Origin of the sequence: Streptosporangium sp. NPDC002524, assembly GCF_040295985.1 — a bacterium.
Taxonomy (GTDB): domain Bacteria; phylum Actinomycetota; class Actinomycetes; order Streptosporangiales; family Streptosporangiaceae; genus Streptosporangium.
The window spans coordinates 426,371-446,023 of sequence record NZ_JBEOWK010000006.1; the positions used below are offsets into that span (position 1 = coordinate 426,371).

General features: G+C 71.7%; 18 protein-coding genes and 1 pseudogene. 15 read left to right on the forward strand and 4 right to left on the reverse strand.

Features of this window, described 5'->3' with window-relative positions; all coding sequences use genetic code 11:
* Window positions 1-105 precede the first annotated feature (105 nt).
* A pseudogene (locus tag ABT053_RS13410) lies at window positions 106-759 on the forward strand (response regulator); the annotation flags it as partial.
* Between the two features lie 411 nt (window positions 760-1,170).
* On the opposite strand, the gene ABT053_RS13415 reads toward ABT053_RS13410, so the two are convergent.
* A complete protein-coding gene (locus ABT053_RS13415; RefSeq protein ID WP_350969219.1) occupies window positions 1,171-1,884 on the reverse strand; it encodes a winged helix-turn-helix transcriptional regulator in 714 nt (237 codons plus the stop codon).
* A gap of 206 nt (window positions 1,885-2,090) precedes the next feature.
* Between ABT053_RS13415 and ABT053_RS13420 the strand changes: the two genes are divergently transcribed.
* The 10 genes from ABT053_RS13420 (at window position 2,091) to ABT053_RS13465 (ending at window position 8,589) form a co-directional block, all read left to right on the forward strand.
* Complete coding sequence (locus tag ABT053_RS13420; RefSeq protein WP_350969220.1) at window positions 2,091-2,342, forward strand: MoaD/ThiS family protein; 252 nt, start codon at window positions 2,091-2,093, stop codon at window positions 2,340-2,342.
* A gap of 175 nt (window positions 2,343-2,517) precedes the next feature.
* A complete protein-coding gene (locus ABT053_RS13425) occupies window positions 2,518-3,198 on the forward strand; it encodes an LmeA family phospholipid-binding protein (RefSeq protein WP_350969221.1) in 681 nt (226 codons plus the stop codon).
* Between the two features lie 48 nt (window positions 3,199-3,246).
* On the forward strand, window positions 3,247-3,759 hold the full coding sequence (locus tag ABT053_RS13430) for a sigma-70 family RNA polymerase sigma factor (RefSeq protein WP_350969222.1): 513 nt from the start codon (window positions 3,247-3,249) through the stop codon (window positions 3,757-3,759).
* Window positions 3,756-4,679, forward strand: a complete 924-nt coding sequence (locus ABT053_RS13435) for a zf-HC2 domain-containing protein (RefSeq protein ID WP_350969223.1) — start codon at window positions 3,756-3,758, stop codon at window positions 4,677-4,679. Before ABT053_RS13430 ends, ABT053_RS13435 begins: the two co-directional genes overlap by 4 nt.
* Before the next feature lie 224 nt (window positions 4,680-4,903).
* Window positions 4,904-5,242: a TlpA family protein disulfide reductase gene (locus ABT053_RS13440; protein ID WP_350969278.1), complete on the forward strand. Its 339-nt coding sequence runs from the start codon at window positions 4,904-4,906 to the stop codon at window positions 5,240-5,242.
* Between the two features lie 91 nt (window positions 5,243-5,333).
* Window positions 5,334-5,417: a putative leader peptide gene (locus ABT053_RS13445; protein WP_350969279.1), complete on the forward strand. Its 84-nt coding sequence runs from the start codon at window positions 5,334-5,336 to the stop codon at window positions 5,415-5,417.
* 62 nt (window positions 5,418-5,479) lie between these two features.
* Window positions 5,480-5,878: a DUF4395 domain-containing protein gene (locus ABT053_RS13450; protein WP_350969224.1), complete on the forward strand. Its 399-nt coding sequence runs from the start codon at window positions 5,480-5,482 to the stop codon at window positions 5,876-5,878.
* A 15-nt stretch (window positions 5,879-5,893) separates the two neighbouring features.
* Window positions 5,894-6,733 (forward strand): sulfurtransferase, encoded by an 840-nt coding sequence (locus ABT053_RS13455; RefSeq protein WP_350969225.1) that lies wholly within the window; start codon window positions 5,894-5,896, stop codon window positions 6,731-6,733.
* Complete coding sequence (locus ABT053_RS13460; RefSeq protein WP_350969226.1) at window positions 6,733-7,029, forward strand: DUF1416 domain-containing protein; 297 nt, start codon at window positions 6,733-6,735, stop codon at window positions 7,027-7,029. Before ABT053_RS13455 ends, ABT053_RS13460 begins: the two co-directional genes overlap by 1 nt.
* A gap of 282 nt (window positions 7,030-7,311) precedes the next feature.
* Window positions 7,312-8,589 carry a hypothetical protein gene (locus ABT053_RS13465; RefSeq protein WP_350969227.1) on the forward strand — a complete coding sequence of 426 codons (1,278 nt, stop codon included), beginning with the start codon at window positions 7,312-7,314 and terminating at the stop codon, window positions 8,587-8,589.
* Here ABT053_RS13465 and ABT053_RS13470 read toward each other — a convergent pair.
* The 3 genes from ABT053_RS13470 to ABT053_RS13480 form a co-directional block, all read right to left on the reverse strand.
* Window positions 8,579-9,787, reverse strand: a complete 1,209-nt coding sequence (locus ABT053_RS13470; protein WP_350969229.1) for a hypothetical protein — start codon at window positions 9,785-9,787, stop codon at window positions 8,579-8,581. The two genes, ABT053_RS13465 and ABT053_RS13470, sit on opposite strands and share 11 nt — an antisense overlap.
* Window positions 9,788-10,371: 584 nt before the next feature.
* Window positions 10,372-11,094, reverse strand: a complete 723-nt coding sequence (locus ABT053_RS13475; RefSeq protein ID WP_350969230.1) for a hypothetical protein — start codon at window positions 11,092-11,094, stop codon at window positions 10,372-10,374.
* Window positions 11,091-11,738: a hypothetical protein gene (locus tag ABT053_RS13480; RefSeq protein ID WP_350969231.1), complete on the reverse strand. Its 648-nt coding sequence runs from the start codon at window positions 11,736-11,738 to the stop codon at window positions 11,091-11,093. The genes ABT053_RS13475 and ABT053_RS13480 overlap by 4 nt, the downstream gene beginning before the upstream one ends.
* Window positions 11,739-11,914: 176 nt before the next feature.
* Here ABT053_RS13480 and ABT053_RS13485 point away from each other — a divergent pair, with 176 nt between their 5' ends.
* The 4 genes from ABT053_RS13485 (at window position 11,915) to ABT053_RS13500 (ending at window position 19,610) form a co-directional block, all read left to right on the forward strand.
* Window positions 11,915-13,855, forward strand: coding sequence for a hypothetical protein (locus ABT053_RS13485; protein WP_350969232.1), 1,941 nt, complete (start codon window positions 11,915-11,917; stop codon window positions 13,853-13,855).
* A 444-nt stretch (window positions 13,856-14,299) separates the two neighbouring features.
* Entirely contained in the window at window positions 14,300-17,272 is a 2,973-nt protein-coding gene (locus tag ABT053_RS13490) for an ATP-binding protein (protein ID WP_350969233.1), read from the forward strand.
* Window positions 17,273-17,617: 345 nt separating this feature from the next.
* Complete coding sequence (locus tag ABT053_RS13495) at window positions 17,618-18,904, forward strand: MurT ligase domain-containing protein (RefSeq protein ID WP_350969235.1); 1,287 nt, start codon at window positions 17,618-17,620, stop codon at window positions 18,902-18,904.
* Window positions 18,894-19,610, forward strand: coding sequence for a type 1 glutamine amidotransferase (locus tag ABT053_RS13500; protein ID WP_350969236.1), 717 nt, complete (start codon window positions 18,894-18,896; stop codon window positions 19,608-19,610). Before ABT053_RS13495 ends, ABT053_RS13500 begins: the two co-directional genes overlap by 11 nt.
* Window positions 19,611-19,653: the final 43 nt, after the last annotated feature.

Genomic DNA, 19,653 nt, shown 5'->3' on the forward strand with positions numbered 1-19,653 from the left:
GGCGGGTGGCCGTGATCAGGGTGCTGGCGGCCTACGACCGGGCACTGGCAGGGTGGTTGTGACCGGGGTGCTGGCGGCCTACGACCGGGCACCGGCGGGGCGGCCGTGATCAGGGTGCTGCTCGCCGACGACCAGGCGCTGATCCGCGCGGGTTTCCGCGCGCTGCTCGACCTGGCCGACGACATCACCGTCGTCGGGGAGGCGGGCAACGGCGTCGAGGCCGTCGAGATGTCCCGCGCGCTACGGCCGGACGTGGCGCTGCTGGACGTCAGGATGCCGCTGCTGGACGGCATCCAGGCCACCAGGAGGATCGGTGCCGACCCCGAGCTCGACGCGGTGCGCGTGGTGATCCTGACCAACTACGCCCTCGACGAGTACGTCTTCGCCGCGCTGCGCGCCGGGGCCGGGGGCTTCCTGCTCAAGGACATCGAACCGGCCGAGCTGCTGAGGTCGGTCCGGGTGGCCGCCGCCGGTGACGCGCTGCTCTCGCCCTCCGTGACCCGGCGGCTGATCGAGGAGTACGTGTCCACCCCGCCCAGGCCCGTCGCGGGACCCGGCCTGGAACGCCTGACCGGCCGGGAGCTGGAGATCCTGGCACTGGTCGCCACGGGCATGTCCAACGCGGAGATGGCCGGGCACCTGGCCATCAGCCACGCCACCGTCAAGACCCACGTCAGCCGTTCGATGACCAAGCTGGGGGCACGCGACCGGGCCCAGCTCGTCGTCTTCGCCTACGAGTCGGGGCTGGTCACACCCGGAGCCTCCGGTACGCCCGGAGCCTCCGGTGCGCTTGGAACCTCCGGAGCCGCCGTACCTGGAGCAGCCGAAGCGGCCGGAGTGTTCGGTGCGCCTGGAGCGCCTGGCACATCCGGCTCGTCGTCCGGTGGGCGCGCCTGAGGCACGCGCGTCACGCGCCCGGCCGGAGCAACCGGAGCAGCCGGGCACGACCGCGTACGCACCCGATGTGCCCGGTCACACCCGGCCTTGACAGGCGCGGGGACGGCCCGGCGGGCGTTGCAGGTACGGGAAGGGCCCGGCGGGCGTGTCCGGCTCCCGCCCTCGCGAGAACTCCGCGGGGCGGGGGCGGGAACGTGCCACAGCCGTTTCCGGCGACTCCCTGGAACCCCGGGCTCTGGACTCCTGGAGGACAGGGCCGGGGAGACAGGGGACCTAGTGGCGCGCGGGCTCGCGCTCCTCGATGGGCTCGTTGCCGCGCTCGGGGACGAACCGGTAACCGACGTTGCGGACCGTGCCGATCAGCGCCTCGTACTCGGCGCCGAGCTTGGCGCGGAGCCGCCGGACGTGGACGTCCACGGTGCGGGTGCCGCCGAAGTAGTCGTACCCCCAGACCTCCTGGAGGAGCTGGGCGCGGGTGAAGACCCTGCCGGGGTGCTGCGCCAGGTACTTCAGGAGCTCGAACTCCTTGAAGGTCAGATCCAGCGCGCGCCCGCGGAGCCTGGCGGTGTAGGTGGCCTCGTCGATCGAGAGGTCCCCGTTGCGGATCTCGTCCGGCACCTCCTCGGCGGCGGACAGGTGGAGCTTGCCCACGGCCATCCTGAGCCGCGCCTCGACCTCGGCGGGCCCGGCGGTGTCGAGGATGACGTCGTCGGTGCCCCACTCCGCGGTGAGCCCGGCGAGACCGCCCTCTGTGACGATCACCACCAGGGGACAGGCGACGCCCGTGGTGCGCAGCAGCCTGCACAGGCTCTTGGCCTGGACGAGCTCGCGTCGCGCGTCCACCAGGATCGCGTCGGCGGGCGGGGCGTCGAGCAGGGCGGATGCCTCCGCGGGCGCGACCCGTACCGAGTGCAGTAGCAGCCCCAGCGCCGGAAGCACCTCAGTTGAGGGCTCAAGGGCGTTGGTGAGCAGCAGGAGATTGCTCACGATGCCTCCTTCCCGCGTCATGTCGGCGATAGCCGTACAAACACGTAAGGACCCGGGGGCTACGTTGCCCAGGTCCCGTAGTAGGTGAGGATAACCCACAAGGGTTCAGCGTCCAGCGAACGTCCACCTGGTGAACACCCGTTCTCCATGTGAATTCGCCGTAATGGTGCGGTAACCCTACGTGTCCTTGGGGAGTTGATTCACTGATGGCGACGGTCATTGTCAGATATTGGGCCGCGGCGAAGGAAGCGGCGGGGATCGCGGAGGAGCGTTCCGAGGCCGCGACGCTCGCCGAGTTGATGACGAAAATCACATCGAACCGTGAAGGACTGGCCCGGGTGGTGAGCCGGTCGTCGTTCCTGGTAGACGGGGATCCGGTGGGCAGACGGGCCCACGAGACGATCATCCTGACGGACGGGGCGACGGTCGAGGTGCTCCCGCCCTTCGCGGGCGGCTGAGCGGGAGCGGGCCCGAGCGCGGTGCCCCTGGGAGGGCGGCCCTGGGAGGGATGAGATCGGGGAGGGATGGGTCCGGGAAGGGGCGGCGCTACCACCGGCGCGGCGTTTCGGACAGGATTACCAGGGGAGGTCACGCCAATGGCCCCCTCGGGCCGGGGAACGAACAGGGAGTCGGATGCGCAAGCTGATCGGTTTTCTCCTCGTGCTTCTCGTTCTCGTGGTGATCCTCGACAGGGTCGCCGTCACGGGGGTCCAGCGCGAGATCGCCACGCAGGCCACGGCGAAGTACGACCTCCAGACCCCGCCCGAGGTCACGATCGAGGGCATCCCCTTCCTCACCCAGGCGATCGCCGGGCGTTACGAGGAGGTCAGGGTCGCCGCGGGCGCGATGACCGTCTCGGGCATCCGGCTGTCGAGCGTCGACTTCACCCTGCGCGGGGTCACGGCCCCGCTGGAGGACCTGGTGCTCCGCCCCCAGCAGGTGGACATGCGCGCCGAGCGCGTGGAGGGGACGGTGGTCGTCCCGGTGGAGACGCTCAACCAGAGGGCACCTCAGGGGATCAAGGTCGGTGTCGTGGGCGACGAGCTCAACGTCAGCGGGGAGATCACCGTGCTGGGCCAGAAGGTGCCCGTGAAGGCGGCGCTGAAGGTCGACATCACCGAGGACGGCCTGCGGCTCGTCCCCGGGAAGGTCACCCTGGGCGGAGGCATCCCCGTGCCCGATCCCGAGCGGTTCATCAACTACCGCATCCCGATCGGGAAACTGCCGTACAACCTCAAGCTCACCGAGGTCAAGGCCGTTCCCCAGGGGCTGCGCATCTCCGGCGAGGCCTCCGACGTACCCCTCCGAGGCTGAACGTGCCCCGTGCCTGAACCGGATCGTCCCGCCGTACGTCGTGAGGATGTGAGCCAAGCCGGAACCGCCGACGAGCAACTCGTCAGGGCGCTCTTCGACGAGCACGGCGGGCCACTCTACGGCTACGTGCTGCGGCTGACGGGCGACTCGGGGAGAGCGGAGGATGTCGTGCAGGAAACGCTGTTGCGGGCTTGGCGCCATCCTGACGCGTTCGCCGGCCGCTCCATCCGCGCGTGGCTGTTCACGGTGGCCCGCAATCTCGTCGTCGACCAGCATCGCGCGCGCAAGGCCCGTCCCCCGGAGACGGGCGACGAGGCGCTCGCCGTGGTGCCCGCCGACGACGAGCTGGAGCGGGCCGTCGAGTCGTGGGCGGTCGCCGAGGCGCTGGCCGCGCTGCGGCCCGAGCACCGCGAGGTGCTGGCCGAGGTCTACTACCAGGGGAAATCCGTCAAGGAGGCCGCCGAGTCACTCGGCATCCCCGCCGGAACGGTTAAATCGCGCACGTATTACGCGCTTCGGGCGCTCAAGCTGGCGCTGGAGGAGCGGGGGCTCGCGCCATGATGATGACCTGTGACGAAGTACGGATGTCGCTCGGGGTCTACGTTCTCGGTGCCCTGGAGCCGGACGAGCGCGTGCTCGTCGAGGCCCATCTCGCCGAGTGCGCCGAGTGCCGGGCCGAGCTGGAGGAGCTGGCCGGGGTGACGACGTTCCTCGGCAGGGTGTCCGAGAGCGACGTGGCGCAGGTGGCGAGCCCGCCCACGGCGGTGCTCGACCGGCTGCTCAGCGCGAAGGTCAGGCGGCGCCGTACGAACCGCCTGATGCTCTCGCTGGCCGCCTCGGTCCTGGTGGTCGGGCTCGGTGGCGGGACCCTGTGGACCGTCGTCCAGACCCAGGGCTCCCAGGAGGCCGTCCCGGCGTCGGCGCCCCTGGCGGACAGGGCGCCGGCCGCCGCGAGGGAGGCCCAGGAGGACGCCCGGTCCTTCTCGGACACGACCGCGCCCGAGGCCGACGCCAGGACCAGTGCCAAGAGGGCCCCCGGGACCCCGACGGGCGCCCCGGCCCCGGCGGACGGCTCCGCGCCGGCGACCTCCGGGTCCTCGACCGCCGCCCCCGTACCGAGGCCCTCCGCGTCCCCGACGTCCGAGTCCGCGCCGGAGATCCTGCTCGCCCCGAGCGAGCTGCGGTTCAAGGGGGCGGACCGTACGGGCACGGTCCGCGCGACGGTGACCGTGTCCCCGGGCGAGGGGGCGACCACGATCAAGGTCATGCTCACCGGGGTGGCCAAGGGCACGCGCTGCCGGCTGGAGGTGATCGGGGAGGGCGGCCTCAGGGAGACGGCGGGCAACTGGGTCGTCAACAGGGCCGCCTACGACGAGTCGGGTGGCTTCGAGGGCACCACGACGATCCCGCCGGAGCGGATCACGTCGTTCGAGATCACCACCGCCGAGGGACGGGTGCTGCTCACGATCCCCGTCCCCTGAACCCGTTCCGCCCCCGCCTCCGCTTCCGCCCGCCGGGACGGTGCGGGAACGGTCGCCGGGGCGGTGCGGGAACGGCCCGGAGCGGTGTGGGAATGGTCCGGGGCGGTGTGGGAATGGTCCGGGGCGCACGCCTGTTGTCGTGTTCCGTGACCGGTTTGACGGTGGTGGTCGTCACCCTCGCCCTCGCCACGCTCGTGGGCGTGGTTCTGCGGCGTCGGAACGGCGTGGCGCGAGAGGTGAGGGGCGACGTGGAGAGGCTCACGTCCGGCGACATCCAGGCGGAGCTGGGGGAGCGGGCCACGCTCGTGCAGTTCTCCACCTCCTTCTGCCAGCCGTGCCGGGCGACCCGGCGGATCCTCGGCGAGGTGGCCGGGATGGTGCCCGGCGTCGCGCACGTGGAGATCGACGCGGAGTCCCGCCTCGACCTGGTCCGTACGCTGAACATCCTGCGCACTCCCACCGTCCTCGTCCTCGACGCGTCCGGCAGGGTCGTGAAGCGCGCCTCCGGCCAGCCCAGGAAAGCCGACGTCATCGGCGCGCTCGGTCTGGCGGTCGGCGAATGAGCGGGGCACCCTATCGCCCATTGAACGATCATGTCTCAGAAATTGGACAGGGATGTGACAGATGGCGGGACGCCGGGGTAATGTCGTGGACATGAACTCCACGACAGAGCTGCTCACGAAGCGGCGCGCGGTTGATTTCTGCCGCGTGACCACCGCTCTCTGTCGCGTTTCCTAAGGGCGATCTCAAGCGGCCGTCGAGCCGCACCGATCTGCACAACCCTTCAGGAGCATCAGGCGATGCAGGTTGATTCCCGAGCCCTCCGCTTCGCAGCGGCCGTAACCACCGTCGTGCTCGCACTCGTCCTCGTGACGGGCAGCGCATGGCTGCTGGCCGCGCAGGCCGCCGTGTTCGCACTGGGCACTCTCGGCACCTCGCCGTACGGGATGATTTTCAAAGGGATAGTGAAGAGCCCGCCGAAGGAGCTGGAGGACGCCGCCCCGCCGCGTTTCGCACAGGGGGTCGGATTCGCCTTTGCTCTGGTGGGCCTGGTCGGATACGTCGCACAGATTACGCCGCTGGCCCTCGGCGCCGTCGCAGCGGCCCTTTTCGCCGCCTTTCTCAACGCCGCATTCAGTTTCTGTCTCGGCTGCGAGATGTTTTTGATCATTCGCCGTTTACTACCCGCCGCACGATGATCCTGGAGGATCAAAATGAGCCGCTCCGCCGTCCTGGTCGACGCTGACTGGGTCGAGGCCAACCTCGACACTCCCGGTGTCGTTCTCGTTGAAGTGGACGAGGACGCCAGCGCATACGACAAGGGCCACATCCGTGGTGCCGTGAAGGTCGACTGGAAGCAGGACCTGCAGGACCCGGTCCGCCGTGACTTCATCGACCGCGAGGGCTTCCAGGCGCTGCTGTCGTCCAGGGGCATCGCCAACGACGACACCGTGGTCCTCTACGGCGGCAACAACAACTGGTTCGCCGCCTACGCGTACTGGTACTTCAAGCTCTACGGCCACGAGAACATCAAGCTCCTCGACGGCGGCCGCAAGAAGTGGGAGCTCGACTCCCGCGAGCTGGTCAAGGACGTCGTCGCGCGTCCCGCGACGAGCTACCAGGCCAAGGACCAGGACCTGTCCATCCGCGCCTTCCGCGACGACGTCGTCGCCGCGATCGGCAAGCTCAACCTGGTCGACGTGCGCTCGCCCGACGAGTTCTCCGGCAAGCTGCTCGCGCCCGCCCACCTCCCGCAGGAGGCGGCGCAGCGCGGCGGCCACGTTCCCACCGCCCGCAACATCCCCTGGTCGAAGACGGCCAACGACGACGGCACCTTCAAGACCGACGAGGACCTCAAGGCCCTCTACGAGGGCGAGGGTGTCGACTTCTCCAAGGACACCATCGCCTACTGCCGCATCGGGGAGCGCTCCGCGCACTCGTGGTTCGTCCTCCACGAGATCCTCGACCAGGCCAGCGTCAAGAACTACGACGGATCGTGGACCGAGTACGGCTCGCTCATCGGCGTGCCGATCGAACTGGGAGAGGCCCGATAATGACTCAGGGATGCGCTGCTCCGGAACAGACGGTTGCCCTTCCGGCCGGGATCGACCTTTCGAGCCAGGCCGTCATCCAGGGCGTGGTGTCGGGCGCGGGCACGGCATACGCCCGCCTGCTCGACCACGCGGGAGAGTTCACCGGCGAGGTCGTGGTGTCCGAAGAGGGCATCTTCCGCTTCTTCGCCGCCCCCGGTGACTGGACCGTCCGCATCATCGCGGGCGGCGGGATCACCAAGGACATCCCGGCCCAGGCCCGCCTGGGCGAGGTCACCCAGCTCGCCGTGGCCGTCTGACCCTCCGGGGCCGGACTCGCCACAGCGGACTAGCACGTTGACCGCACGGCACGAACAGCACGAACAGCACGAACGGTACGAATCAGCAGGGTGAAAAGGACCGGTCTCTCCTCGGGAGGCCGGTCCTTTCCGTTGGGGGCCGGTTCTTCCCGTCGCGCGGGACGTGCGGGGACATGCGGGGACGTGCTGGGACGTGCGGGGAGTGTGCCGTCGGCCCCGCCGGTCGGGCTGCGCTCCGTCGGGGGAGTCGTTAGCATGCGTCGGGTGCCTGAAACGCCTGTTATGCCCGCACAGTCGCCGGCGGTCGGCCGGAGGCCCGCCTCGCTCTCCGCGGCCTCGCTGCCCATGCACACGCTCAGGATCTTCGGTGCCTGCGCCCTGTCGCTGATCCTCTGGTTCTCGGCGGGCAGGGTGGTCCGCGCGCTGCTGATGGTGGCCGCCAGCGAGGTCTCCCACGGTGACTACCGGCAGGTACGGCTCGTCATCACGATGTTCGTCTTCACGCTGATCGTGCTGAACGAACTCGTGGTCATGGTCGGCATGCTGCACTCGGTGCGCGGGGCGCTGCGGGAGATCCGGGCGCGGCGGGAGGGCGGCGAGGCGGACGAGAGCATGTTCGGCGCGCTGAACCGCGCCACGCTCGTCTTCGCCACCATCTACCTCGCCTGGAGCTTCCAGAACGCGGACGCCAGGGAGTTCATCGCCGTCGACACCGCCAGGCGGGTCGACCAGGACTTCGCGACGAGCCTCGCGGGCGGCGAAATCGAGGGCGGCACCGGGCTCTCCACCCTGGACGTACGGGTCTCCCTGGGCGTCGCCGTGGTCGCGTACCTGCTCAAGACGCTGTTCAGCTGGTGGCACGTGAACGGCAAGGTCAAGGGCAGCGGCGTGCTCACGACCCTCTTCGAGCTGGCCTTCGCCTTCTACAGCATCAACGCCCTGTTCGCCTTCACCGAGGCGCGGGCGGACTGGCTGGACCACCGGGTCGCCGTGACGACGGTCAGGGACTGGGCCGAGACGGCGGGCGAGGCCGTGCCGTGGTGGAAGACCTTCTGGGACGCGGTCGGGGACGTCTGGCCCCACGTGATCGACGGTCTGGTCGTCCCGCTCACCTGGCTGACGGTCGCCTCGCTCGTCTACGGGGCCTTCGCTGAGGACACCCGGGCCGTCGTACGGGGGACCAGGCTCGACAACGTGGCCACCCGGATGGAGCGGACGCACAACCTCACCCAGACCACGATGACCCGTGCGACGGCCGGGTTCCAGGAGCGCTGGGTCCCCCCGGTGAACGCCTTCCGGCTCGCCGTCCGGGGCGGTCCCGCGCTGTTCGGTCTCTTCTGTCTCGGTTACGTCGGCATCAGGGTGGTCACCGACTACGCGGACCGGGGCGTGCGGATGCTGATCGGCAACGAGGACCCGTTCGTCTGGCTGGCGCTGGCCGGGCCGGTGTCCTTCGTCAGGGAGATGGTGGTGCTGACGCTGACGGTCTGCCTGCTGGCGGCCACGTTCGACATCGCGGCCACCCGCAGTCGTGAAGCGGGGGAGACGCTCACCGCCTGAAGCGCAGCACCTGGTCCTGGACGGGGTCCTTCTGCTTCGCGGCTTCCTTGAAGATGTCCTTCACGGACTGGTCCTCCACGACGCGGTACGTGGCGGGACGGACGTGGACCTCGACCTGCCCGGCCAGCTTCCTGGGCACCACGCCGACCATGTCGTAGGAGTAGGCGGTACCGACCCTGTGGTCCTTGGCCTCCTGCGGGAGGTCGTTGCTCTCGGGCAGGACCTTCCACGCGCGGCCGTCGGAATGTCTTATCTCGACCTCGGGCTCACCGCGCAGGCTGACGCCCTCGGCGTCCAGCGCGGTCCTCGTCACCTTGATCTTCAGCCACTGGCGGTCGGCGGGGAGGGGCTTCTGGCCGGGCAGGCTGTCCACCTGCTCGACCGAGGCCTTCCACGACACGTGCATCAGCGTCATGGCGCCTCCCGGCGCGACGGTGTAGATCCTGTCGGCGGGGTTGCCGGTTCTGTAGACGGTGTAACCGCTCCAGGCGGAGATCGCGAGGCCGAGCCCCACGGCCACGATCGCCCCGCCGACGCGCAGCGCCGTGCGGCGGCTCCTCGGCGGCGAAGTCTCCTCCGTGGCCGTCGTGGCCGCTGTGGCCGCTCCGGTCCTCGTGGTCTCCGCGGTCTCCGGTGGGGGGCGTTCCCCGGGAGGGGAGGCGGTGGCCGCGGCCGTCCCGGTTCCGGTGGCGGAGGGTCTGGGCAGCGGGGGGCCGGGGACGGACGGGAACGGCTGGGTCGAGGCTCCCGGTGGCTCCTCTTCCGCCGGTTCCTCCACGGGAGGCTTCGGGGGCCAGACCTGCTCGTCCGGGAACGTCCGCAGCGGGCCGGGCGTCCACTGGCCACCGCCGCCCGGAGGTTGCCGGCGCTGGGGTGGGGTGGGGCGGCTCCTGGCCGGGGTGGGCGCGGCGGGGGGTACGCCGGGGAGCCCCGGGGCCGGGGTGGAGGGTGCGGCGGGGAACCCCGGGGCCGGGGTGGCCGGGGTGATCGGGCCGGCCGGGCCGGGAGGTGCCGGTGGTGCGTCGGGCCGGGGCCGGGGGGACGGGGCCGGCCGCGCCGGAGCGGGGAACCCCTGCCCGGTACGGCGGTTCCCGGGCTCGGGCGGGTTCAGCCGCCGGGCCTTGGGCGGCGCGGGCCGTTCCGGACTCTGCCCGGCGGGCGGCCGGTGGGGCGCGGGGGGTTCCGCGCGATGCTCCACCTGACGTTCCGTTTGACGTTCCGCGTGGCGTCCGCGAGGTCGCGTGGGCGCGTCGTCATCGGGATGACCGGGCGGTACCGGGTGCCCGAGGGGGGCACCGGGGCGGCCGGGAGCGCCGGGGACGCCGGGATTGCCGGGGATTCCGGTGGCGCCGGGACCACCGGGACCACCGGGGGTGCTGACAGTGCCGGATGCGCCGAGAGGTGTCGGGGCCGGTGACATCGGATGCTCACCGACGGCACCGGGAGGCGTCGGGCCGGGTCGTACCGGGCCTTGCTGTGCCGGACCGGGCCGGGCCGGGCCGGGTCGCGTCGGGCCTTGCTGTGCCGGATGCTCACCCGGGGTGCCCGGGGGCACCGGCCAGGTGCCGAGGGTGGCGGGCCAGGGGCTGCCTCGGTAGGGATCGTGAGGCGGTGCGGAGGAGTGAGGCGGTGCGGAGGAACGGCCTTCCGAGGCGGACCGTTCTTCCCGTGCGAGCCGTTCTTCCCGTGCGAGCCGTTCCTCTCGCGTGAGCCGTTCCTCTCGCGAGACGAACCAGTCGCGGCCCTGCTCGTCCTCGGGGCCTCCCTGGTGTGGCGTCCCCATCAGGTCCTGCTCGCCAACTCGTAGACGTCCTTCGCGGTGGAGGTCAGTCGTCGCGCGGCCGCCTCGTCCAGGCCGAGGTCTATCTCGATCTCGGGTCCGTTCGGCTCGACGATGAAACCGGATGAGGGGGCGAGCAGGATCCGCGAGTCCGGGAGCTCGCCGGGCGGGATCTCGAAGACCGTCACGCCCTCGGTCCACCAGCCCGGCTGGATGTAGGGATTGGTGATGGTCAGCGTCTGGTCCACCCTGTCGGAGGACACGTAACGGTGCCCGCCGCCCGTCAGCAGCCGGGGAGGTCCCAGCCGCTGCGGCTCCCAGGTCGCCGTGGCGCCCACCTCGACGATGACGAAGATCCCCTTGGCGGTCACCCGTTCCCGCTCGCCGCCGGGCTTCGGGGCCGCGATGGCCTTGGCCGCGTGCACCGCCTTGACCCGTGCGGAGAACCGCGAGCCGGTGACCTCCTCGTCGATGTCACCGGTCGAGGTGAGGGGCGCGTCGTGGTCGTCGATCCCCGAGCGGAAGGCCTGCAGCCCCACGGCCGAGGCCGCCAGCGCGATCCCGGCCAGTACGGCGCCGGCGGTGCGCCACCGGCTCGGCGGCGCGGTGGTCCCGCGCCGGGCGGGCGCTCCGGAGCGGGAGCGGGAACCGGGCCGGGGGTTGTTCTCGGGCCGGGAAGGAGACGGCGGAAGGGTCTCGGGCTGGGGGCGGGAGGAGACGTTCACGACCGCGTTCCCTTCGGTACGACGGGAAGCGTGACCTGCGCCGTCACCACGGGCTTCTCCTTGCCCCCGTCCTCCTCCGTCACCAGGAACCAGCCCGGCGCCAGGGTGACCCCCTCACGCCACTCGTACTTGCCGACGTCGATCGTCAGCTGCTTGGGGATCCGCTGCTTGTCCTCCAGCTCGTACTTGACCACGACGCTGGTCGGCAGGGCGGGGTGGAGTTGTGTGCTCTCGCCCCCTCCGGTGGGGGAGAACAATGACGCGCCGTATTTGCCCTTGATCGCCGGGGTTATCTTGAGCAGGGACGTGCCGAGGGACCCTCCGGCCAGGGTGCCCTCGTAGAGCAGTCCCGTGCTCGCGGTCTCGTCGCCCTTGTTGACGACCCGGAGCTCGATCTCCAGGAAACGCTTGGCCGGGCTGCCGAACAGGCCGGGCTCACTCAGCGTGCGGGACCCGACGAACGTGGTCGTGAACTGCTCCTGGTCCACGGTCGAGCCCTGGCCGAGCCGCTTGGGAGGCTTCTCCGCGGCCGTGGCGAAGCCGCCGAGGGCGGCGGTGGCTCCCAGACCGGCGATCGTCACCAGGGCGACGAGCGGGACCGCGATGGGGCGCCGTCTGGTGGGACCCTCGGGAGGGGGAGTCATGAGAAATGATGTTAATCGCTGACGTCCGTCTCATCCGACCCATCTGTCCCTTAAGTACTGGTGAACCTGGGGAAAATACAGCGGATTGACGGGAACGCTGCCCGAATATGATGTCGAACTCTTACGCTGTCTCCGAGGCTTCCGATGAGCCCGATGGCGGAGGTTCCGTGGCGGACGTGCATCCAGAGCATGCGCAGCTCCAGGCGGACCGGATCTACCTGGGCTGGCAGTACGCCTTGTTGCACCCTGATCCGGGTCCGGCTCCCAAGCGACCCTCGCCCGTCGAGAATCCTCCCGAGCCGCTCGACCCCGAGTGGGTGCGCAGGGAACGCCTCAACGAGGACCTGCTGAACCGGCCGGTCAAGATCGTTCGTGGGTTCATGGCCGCGCTCGCCACCCTCATCCTCGTCCTCGGCATCACCGAGATGCTCAGCTGGTCGTTCGCCGCCGTCGGGGTGATCGCCGCCGGTGGCATCGCGGCGTTCTGCAGCTACGCCGTCCACCAGGGCGACCGGGCGGTGCGCCACCGCATCAAGGAGCGCGAGGTGGCCGGCGACCGGCTGCGGGAGGAGCGCGACAGGGAGCTCTTCCTCGCCCAGGAGGAGCACGCCGCCCGCTACCGGGAGTGGGCGGAGAAGAAGGAGCGCCACGACCGCCAGCTGACCTGGTACGCCGTGGCGGTGCCCGACGAGATCGACCGGATCGACGTGGCCGGGGGCACGCTGCCCGGCTGGTCGGCGCTGATCACCCTGCTCGGCGCGACCCGCCTCTACAGCGGCGGCCACCTCACCGTGCTCGACCTGTCCGAGGGCGCGATCGCCAAGGACCTGATCGAGCTCGCGCGCAGGGGCGGCGACGACCCGCTGGTCTGGGTGCTGCCGGTCGACCTGCCCCGGCTCGACCTGGGCGCGACGCTCGCCCCGGAGGCCTTCGCCGACGTCCTCGCCCACGTGGTGAGCGTCAGCGAGGAGCACCGCTCGACCAGGGACCTGTCGTTCGACAACGCCATCCTGGAGCGGGTCCTGGAGGTCCTCGGCGAGAGCGCCACGATCAACCAGGTCACCGCCGCCCTGCGCGCCCTCGCCCAGGTCGGCGACCCCCGCGAGGACCTGCGGTACGGCCTGATCACCGCCACCCAGCTGGAGCGGATCGGCACGCTGTTCGGCCGGGGCGTCAGCGACCGGGTGGTGATCGAGCGGGCGTGGGCGCTGGAGTCGCAGCTGCGCAAGCTGGAGACCCTCGGCTCCGAGGCGGTGCGCCTGCCGCCCGCGCGCCTGCGGGTCGTGTCGATGGACCGCCAGGCGGGCGTGTTCGGCAACCGCGTCCTCGGCACGTACGTGGCGACCGCGCTCACCCACATCCTGCGCCAGTCGCCCGCCTCCGAGCGGCCGTGGTACCACACGATCATCGTCGCGGGCGCGGACAAGCTCCGCGGTGACGTGCTCGACCGGCTGATGGACGCCTGCGAGACCTCCAGGACCGGCCTCGTGCTCACCTACCGCGCGCTGACCCCGACCGTACGGGAGCGGCTCGGGCGCGGGCACGCGGCGGTGACGTTCATGCGGCTCGGCAACGCCGAGGACGCCCGGGTCGCCAGCGAGCACGTCGGCACCGAGCACCGGCTGGAGCTCGCCCAGCTCACCGAGACGATCAGCGCCGCCGGGGCCGGGATGGACGGCGGCTACGTCTCCACGGTCGGCCAGGCCGAGGAGGGCGACGAGGAGCGCGACGTGAGCCACACAGACCTCAAGGAGGACATCACCGAGTCCACCGAGTGGGGCCGTCGCGCGACCAAGGCGATGGGGGAGACCGAGCGGGTGCTGCACCGCTCCAGGGAGTTCCTCGTCGAGCCCCACCAGCTCCAGCAGCTTCCCACCACCTCGGTGATCGTCACCGACGCCACCGCCGACGGCCGCAGGGTCCGTCTCGCCGACGCCAACCCGGCCATACTGACCTTCCCCAAGACGACGCTGGGCGAGTTCGACGAGATCAAGGAAGCCGCGCTGGACCACGTGCACCAGGAGAGGCGGGCCGAGCCGCGCGCGTCGAGCGCGTTCGAGGACGCGCCGCCCAACCTCGGCCCGCCCCCGGCCAGGCTCGACTGGCGTCGCCGCTGATGCGAACCCGGCCCGCGTCGACGAGAGCCCGGCCGACGAGAGCCCGGCCGACGCGGACCCGGCCGACTCGGGCCCGGGGGGCGGAGGATCGGGGGCGGAGGCTTGGGTGACGCGGTTCCGGGAGATGCGGTTCCGGGTGGCGCGGGCCCGGAGGGCGGAGGGCCGGGCGGTGTGGTTCCGGGTGGCGCGGGTTCGGAGAGGTCGGAGGGTGAGGGATCGGGTGGGGATCGTTCGGGCGGCGGCGTTTTCGCCGGGTGCGTCAACGAGCCGTCCGTATGTCGTAATGGGATGGTCAATGCGGGGGTGCGAGCCCCGAGTCAGGTTCGACCGTGGTTGCGGGGGTGACCTACCCTCGATCTCGATCATGCGTCGGCCGGTACGACGGAGCGATCCGTGAAGCGTCAACCCTCCGGCCTGGAGCCGGGTCCCCCGGGTGGAGACCAAATGCAGCCAAGTGTGTCCCGTCCGCCCAATGCCCTGACCGGTCCCTGGTACAGAATCCAGGCGATCACGGCGCCCTCGCGCAGCTCCTCCGCCGAGTGGGACTTCGTCACCGTCCTGCCCGCCGTACTCTCCACGGCACAGCGCAACCGGCCCTTCGTGGTCGGCTGGCTCTCGCGCGGGTCCGGCGCCCCGCTGGAGCTGATCACCAACGCCGGGCCGCTCACCCCGCCGCGCCCGCCGCGCAGGGCCGCCACCGAGGCCGAGCACGCCCCCGGCGGCCCCGAGCCGCTGCTGTTCCCCAGCGGCGCCCGTGGCGTCCGGATCGGCGACGAGTGGCTCCGCGACCTGTCCGACCTCGCCTGGACCGTCTGCCCGGGACGGCAGGCCCCGCCGCTCGGCGGGCGCCGCGAGCCGGACGCCGACGAGATCAGGCGGCCCACGCTCTTCGAGTCGACGCTGGTCACGCTCATGTCCCGGCCGTTCGCCTGGCTGGTGGTGGCCGAGCAGACCGACCTGCTCGACGCCGAGGTCGCGCACCTGCGCACCCAGCTCAACGTGCTGCGGCAGTACGGGGACGCCTCCGAGCGCTCCCGCTACGACGCCGAGCGGGCCGAGCGGCGCATGCAGGAGCTGGACGCCTTCCGCGAGGCCGGGCTCTGGAACGTCCGGGTGCTCGCCGGGGCCGCCGGGCCCGAGGAGCTGCGCCAGATCGCCCCGGTGCTCGTCGGCTCGGCCGAGATGAGCCACCACCCCTACCGCCTGCGCAGCGCGCTCTCCGGCCCCGTGTACGGCTTCGCCGAGGCGCTGGCCACCACCCTGCAGGACCCGGCGGACGGCGCGGCCTCCCCGTTCGCGGCCACCGCGGGGGCCCTCGCCGCCCTCGCCGGGCTGCCGCACCGGGAGGTGCCGGGGGTACGGGTCCTCGACGCGGGCTTCTTCGACGTGACCAGCGAGGCCGACACCGTGCCCGGCGCGCTCACCGTCGAGCTCGGGTCCATCCTCGACGGCCAGGACAGGCCGGTCGGCTCGTTCAAGGTCCCGCTGGCCACCCTCAACCGGCACGCGTTCGTCACCGGCGCCACCGGCTCCGGCAAGTCCCAGACCGTCAGGCACCTGCTGGAACAGCTCACCGGCGCGGGCATCCCGTGGCTGGCGATCGAGCCGGCCAAGTCCGAGTACGCCTCGATGGGCGGCCGGATCGAGCACCTCGCCCCGGTGACCGTGATCAACCCGTCGGCCCCGGAGAGCGTGCCGTTCAGCGTCAACCCGCTCGCCCCCGAGCCCGGCTACCCGGTGCAGGCGCACATCGACATGGTCCGCGCGCTGTTCATGGCGGCCTTCGACGCCGAGGAGCCGTTCCCGCAGATCATGTCGCTCGCCCTGCAGCGGGTCTACGAGGCCAACGGGTGGGACGTGGTCACCGGGTGGGCCGCCCCGGGGGCCGCGGTCCGGCCCGCCGTACCGACCCTCGAACAGCTCCAGCGGCACGCGATGGACGTGATCAAGGAGATCGGGTACGGCCGGGAGGTCCAGGCCGACGTGGAGGGCTTCATCTCGCTGCGGCTGCGGTCGCTGCGGGTGGGTTCCGCGGGCCGGTTCTTCGAGGGCGGGCACCCCGCCGACATCGGCGACCTGCTCCAGCGCAACGTGGTGCTCGCGATCGAGGACGTCGCCAACGACGAGGACAAGGCGTTCCTGATGGGCACCTTGATCATCCGGATCGTGGAGCACCTGCGGATGCGGGCCAGGAAGGAGCGCAGCAGCGGGCTCAAGCACGTCATCGTGATCGAGGAGGCGCACCGGCTGCTCCGCGACCGAGGCGCCGGGCGGGCCAGCACGCACGCCGTCGAGCTCCTGGCGGGCATGCTCGCCGAGATCCGCGCGTACGGCGAGGGCATCGTGGTCGCCGAGCAGATCCCCACGAAACTCGTCTCCGACGTGGTGAAGAACACCGCGCTGAAGGTGATCCACCGGCTCCCCGCCGAGGACGACCGCCAGCTGGTCGGCGCGGCGACGAACCTGAGCGAGGAGCAGTCCCGGCAGGTCGTCTCGCTCCCGCCCGGCGTCGCCGCGGTCTTCGCCGACGGCATGGACCGGCCGCTGCGCATCCAGGTGCCGCTGGGCGAGGACCGCGAGCGCCCGGTCCCCGGCCACATGCCGCCCATCTGCGGACGCCGGTCGGCGGCCTGCGGGCAGGAGTGCCGCGCCGGCCGGGCCTGCACGCTGGTCGAGCTGCGCGAGGCGGACCTGCTCGCCGGGGCGTCCGACTGGGCCTGGCTGCGGATCTGGACCGACACGCTGGTGCTGGCGTTCTGCACCAACCGGCCGGTGCCCGGGGTGCCCAGGGCGCTGGCCGACCTCTGGGCGGATCTCCCGGCGCGGCGCCGCGAGTGCCTGCTGGCCACGACGGTGGAGCGCTGCGTGGGCCGCCGCGCCTGGTCGCTGCGGACCGTGAGCGACCCGGCCACGCTGACCGAGCAGGTCGCCACGGTCGCGACCAGGCTGCTCGGCCCCGACCGCGACCCCGGCGAGCGCCCCGGCCCCGCCTGGGTCATCCCGCAGGTGCGGTGGCTGCACGAGGTGGACAGGCTCTTCCCGTACGGCCAGCCCGCGCCCAACCCGCGCGGCTCCGCGCCGGTGATGGAGTACGCCCTGTTCAACCGTCCCGCGGGCGGCACCGAGCTGCTCGGCCACCGGGCCAAGGCGCTCCGCCACCATCCGCTGTCCATGGAGGTCGACAGGAACAGGGAGCTGGCCTGGCGGGTGATCCTCGGCGACGACGAGCGCGAGAGCGTGGAGCGCGACATCCTCACGGTCACCATCGGCATTGACCCGGCCGACCGGCTCCGGCACGTGTCCCAGACCATGGGGGCGGGCTGGCTGGAGAGCGTGCTGTCGTGGCCGGGCCGGTTCGTGCTGCCCTTCGACGCCGACTCGCCGGAGCCCGCGGAGCTCGCCTTCGTGGAGCAGTGAGGGGGGCGGTCCGGCGGGGGTGCCTCCTGCGGCGGGTTCGCTTCGCGGGTTTTCCCAGAGGTCTTTTCCGGCGTCTTTCCCGGGTGCTTTCTGACCGGGTCCGAGGGCTTTCGTACCTCACCGTCACCGGGGAGTGTGTGTGACGTGCCGCCGGGGGTGACGGTGCCGAAGCAGGGCTAAGATCTGCGGCATGAACGATTCGGTGATTCCGGTCCCGCGGCCGGGCCGGTCGGCCGCCGGGTCGTCCCGTGACGGGTCGCCAAGCTCGTCCCGCGGGTCGTCAACCCCGGCCCGCGGCGGGTTGTCAGGCTCGTCCCACGACGGGTCGCCAAGCGAGGAGACGGCATGACTCAGCTTCCGCTGCGGGCGCAGCTCGCCACCGCTCTCGGCCGGACGGCCGCGACCCTGTCCCGGGTCACCGGGCGCGGGGACGGATCGGTGATCGGGGGCCGGGTCAGCCTGGTCCTGGAGCCCGACCTGCTGCGCAAGCTCGCGCACGACCGCAAGCTCGCGCTGGTGAGCGCGACCAACGGCAAGACCACGACGACCCGCCTGATCACCTCCGCGCTGTCGGAGCTCGGCGACGTCGCCACCAACGCCTTCGGCGCCAACATGCCCGCCGGGCACGTCTCGGCGCTGTCGTCGGCCAAGCACGCCCCGTACGGCGTGCTGGAGGTCGACGAGAAGTACCTGCCCGAGGTGATCGACACCACCGGGGCCGGGGTCATCTGCCTGATGAACCTCAGCCGCGACCAGATGGACCGGGCGGGCGAGATCTGGCTGCTCGCCCAGAAGTGGCGCCGGGCGCTGGCCGGAAAGAACACCCACGTGATCGCGAACGCCGACGACCCGCTGGTGACCTGGGGCGCCTCCACCGCCGCCTCGGTCACCTGGGTGTCGGCGGGCCAGCCGTGGAAGGAGGACTCCTGGTGCTGCCCCGAGTGCGGCGGCCCCCTCGACCGCAAGGGCATGGAGTACGTCCCGCCCGGCAGCATCGGCGCCGGTGCCCCCTCGAAGGCGGGCGAGAACGACTGGGCCTGCCGCGAGTGCACCTTCCGGCGTCCCGAGCCGTCCTGGATCCTCGACGACGACGCGGTGATCGACCCGCGCGGGCAGCGCTGGGTGCTCGACATCCAGCTCCCCGGGCGCGCCAACCGGGCCAACGCGGCGATCGCGCTCGCCACCGCCGAGGTGTTCGGCCTGCCCGTCGAGCGGGCGCTGCCCCGGCTGCGCGAGGTCAGGTCGGTCGCCGGCCGCTACACCACGGTGGAGCGCGACGGCCGGCACGCCCGGCTGCTGCTCGCCAAGAACCCGGCCGGATGGCTGGAGGCGTTCGACGTGCTCGACTCCTCGCTTCCGGTGATCCTCTCCGTCAACGCCCAGGGGCCCGACGGCCGCGACACCTCGTGGCTGTGGGACGTCGACTACCGCGTGCTGCGCGGCAGGCCGGTCTTCGTGGCCGGTGAGCGGCGGCTCGACCTCGCGCTCCGGCTGGACGTGGCCGACGTGCCGTTCCAGCTGGCCAACTCGTTCGAGCAGGCGCTCGCCGCGCAGCCGCCGGGCAAGGTCGACGTGATCGCCAACTACACCGCCTTCCAGCAGATCCGATCGGAGTTCGGTCGTGCAGTCTGACAGCGCCCTGCGCCTTGTCTGGATCTATCCGGACCTACTGAGCACGTACGGCGACCAGGGCAACGTCCTGGTCCTGGAGCAGCGCGCCAAGCGCCGGGGCATCCCGGTCGAGACCGTGCACGTGCGCTCGGCCGATCCGGTCCCCGAGGGCGGCGACATCTATCTCATCGGCGGCGGTGAGGACCGGCCGCAGATCCTGGCCTCCGAGCGGCTGCGGCGCGACGGCGGCCTGCACCGGGCCGTCCAGCGCGGCGCGGCCCTGCTGGCCGTGTGCGCGGGCTACCAGATCATCGGCACCACGTTCGGCGGCGAGGAGGGCCAGCCGGTCGACGGCATCGGCCTGATCGACATCTCCAGCGGGCGCGGCCAGGGCCGGGCCGTCGGCGAGCTGGCGGGGGAGGCGGACCCGGCGCTCGGCATCGCGACGCTGACCGGCTTCGAGAACCACATGGGCGTCACCCGCCTCGGGGCCGGGATCCGGCCGCTGGCGCGTACGGCGGTCGGCACGGGCAACGGCGACGGCACCGAGGGCTGCTACACCGGCAAGATCGTCGGCACCTACCTGCACGGCCCCGCGCTCGCCCGCAACCCCGGCCTCGCCGACCTGCTGCTCACCTGGGCGGTGGGCGCCCAGCTGCCGCCGATCGACGACTCCTGGTTCGACCGTCTCCGCGAGGAGCGCCTGGCCGCAGTACTGCCGCACTGACCGGGCGCCGCCGCCGACGGGGACGTCTCCCTGACGGGGGCTC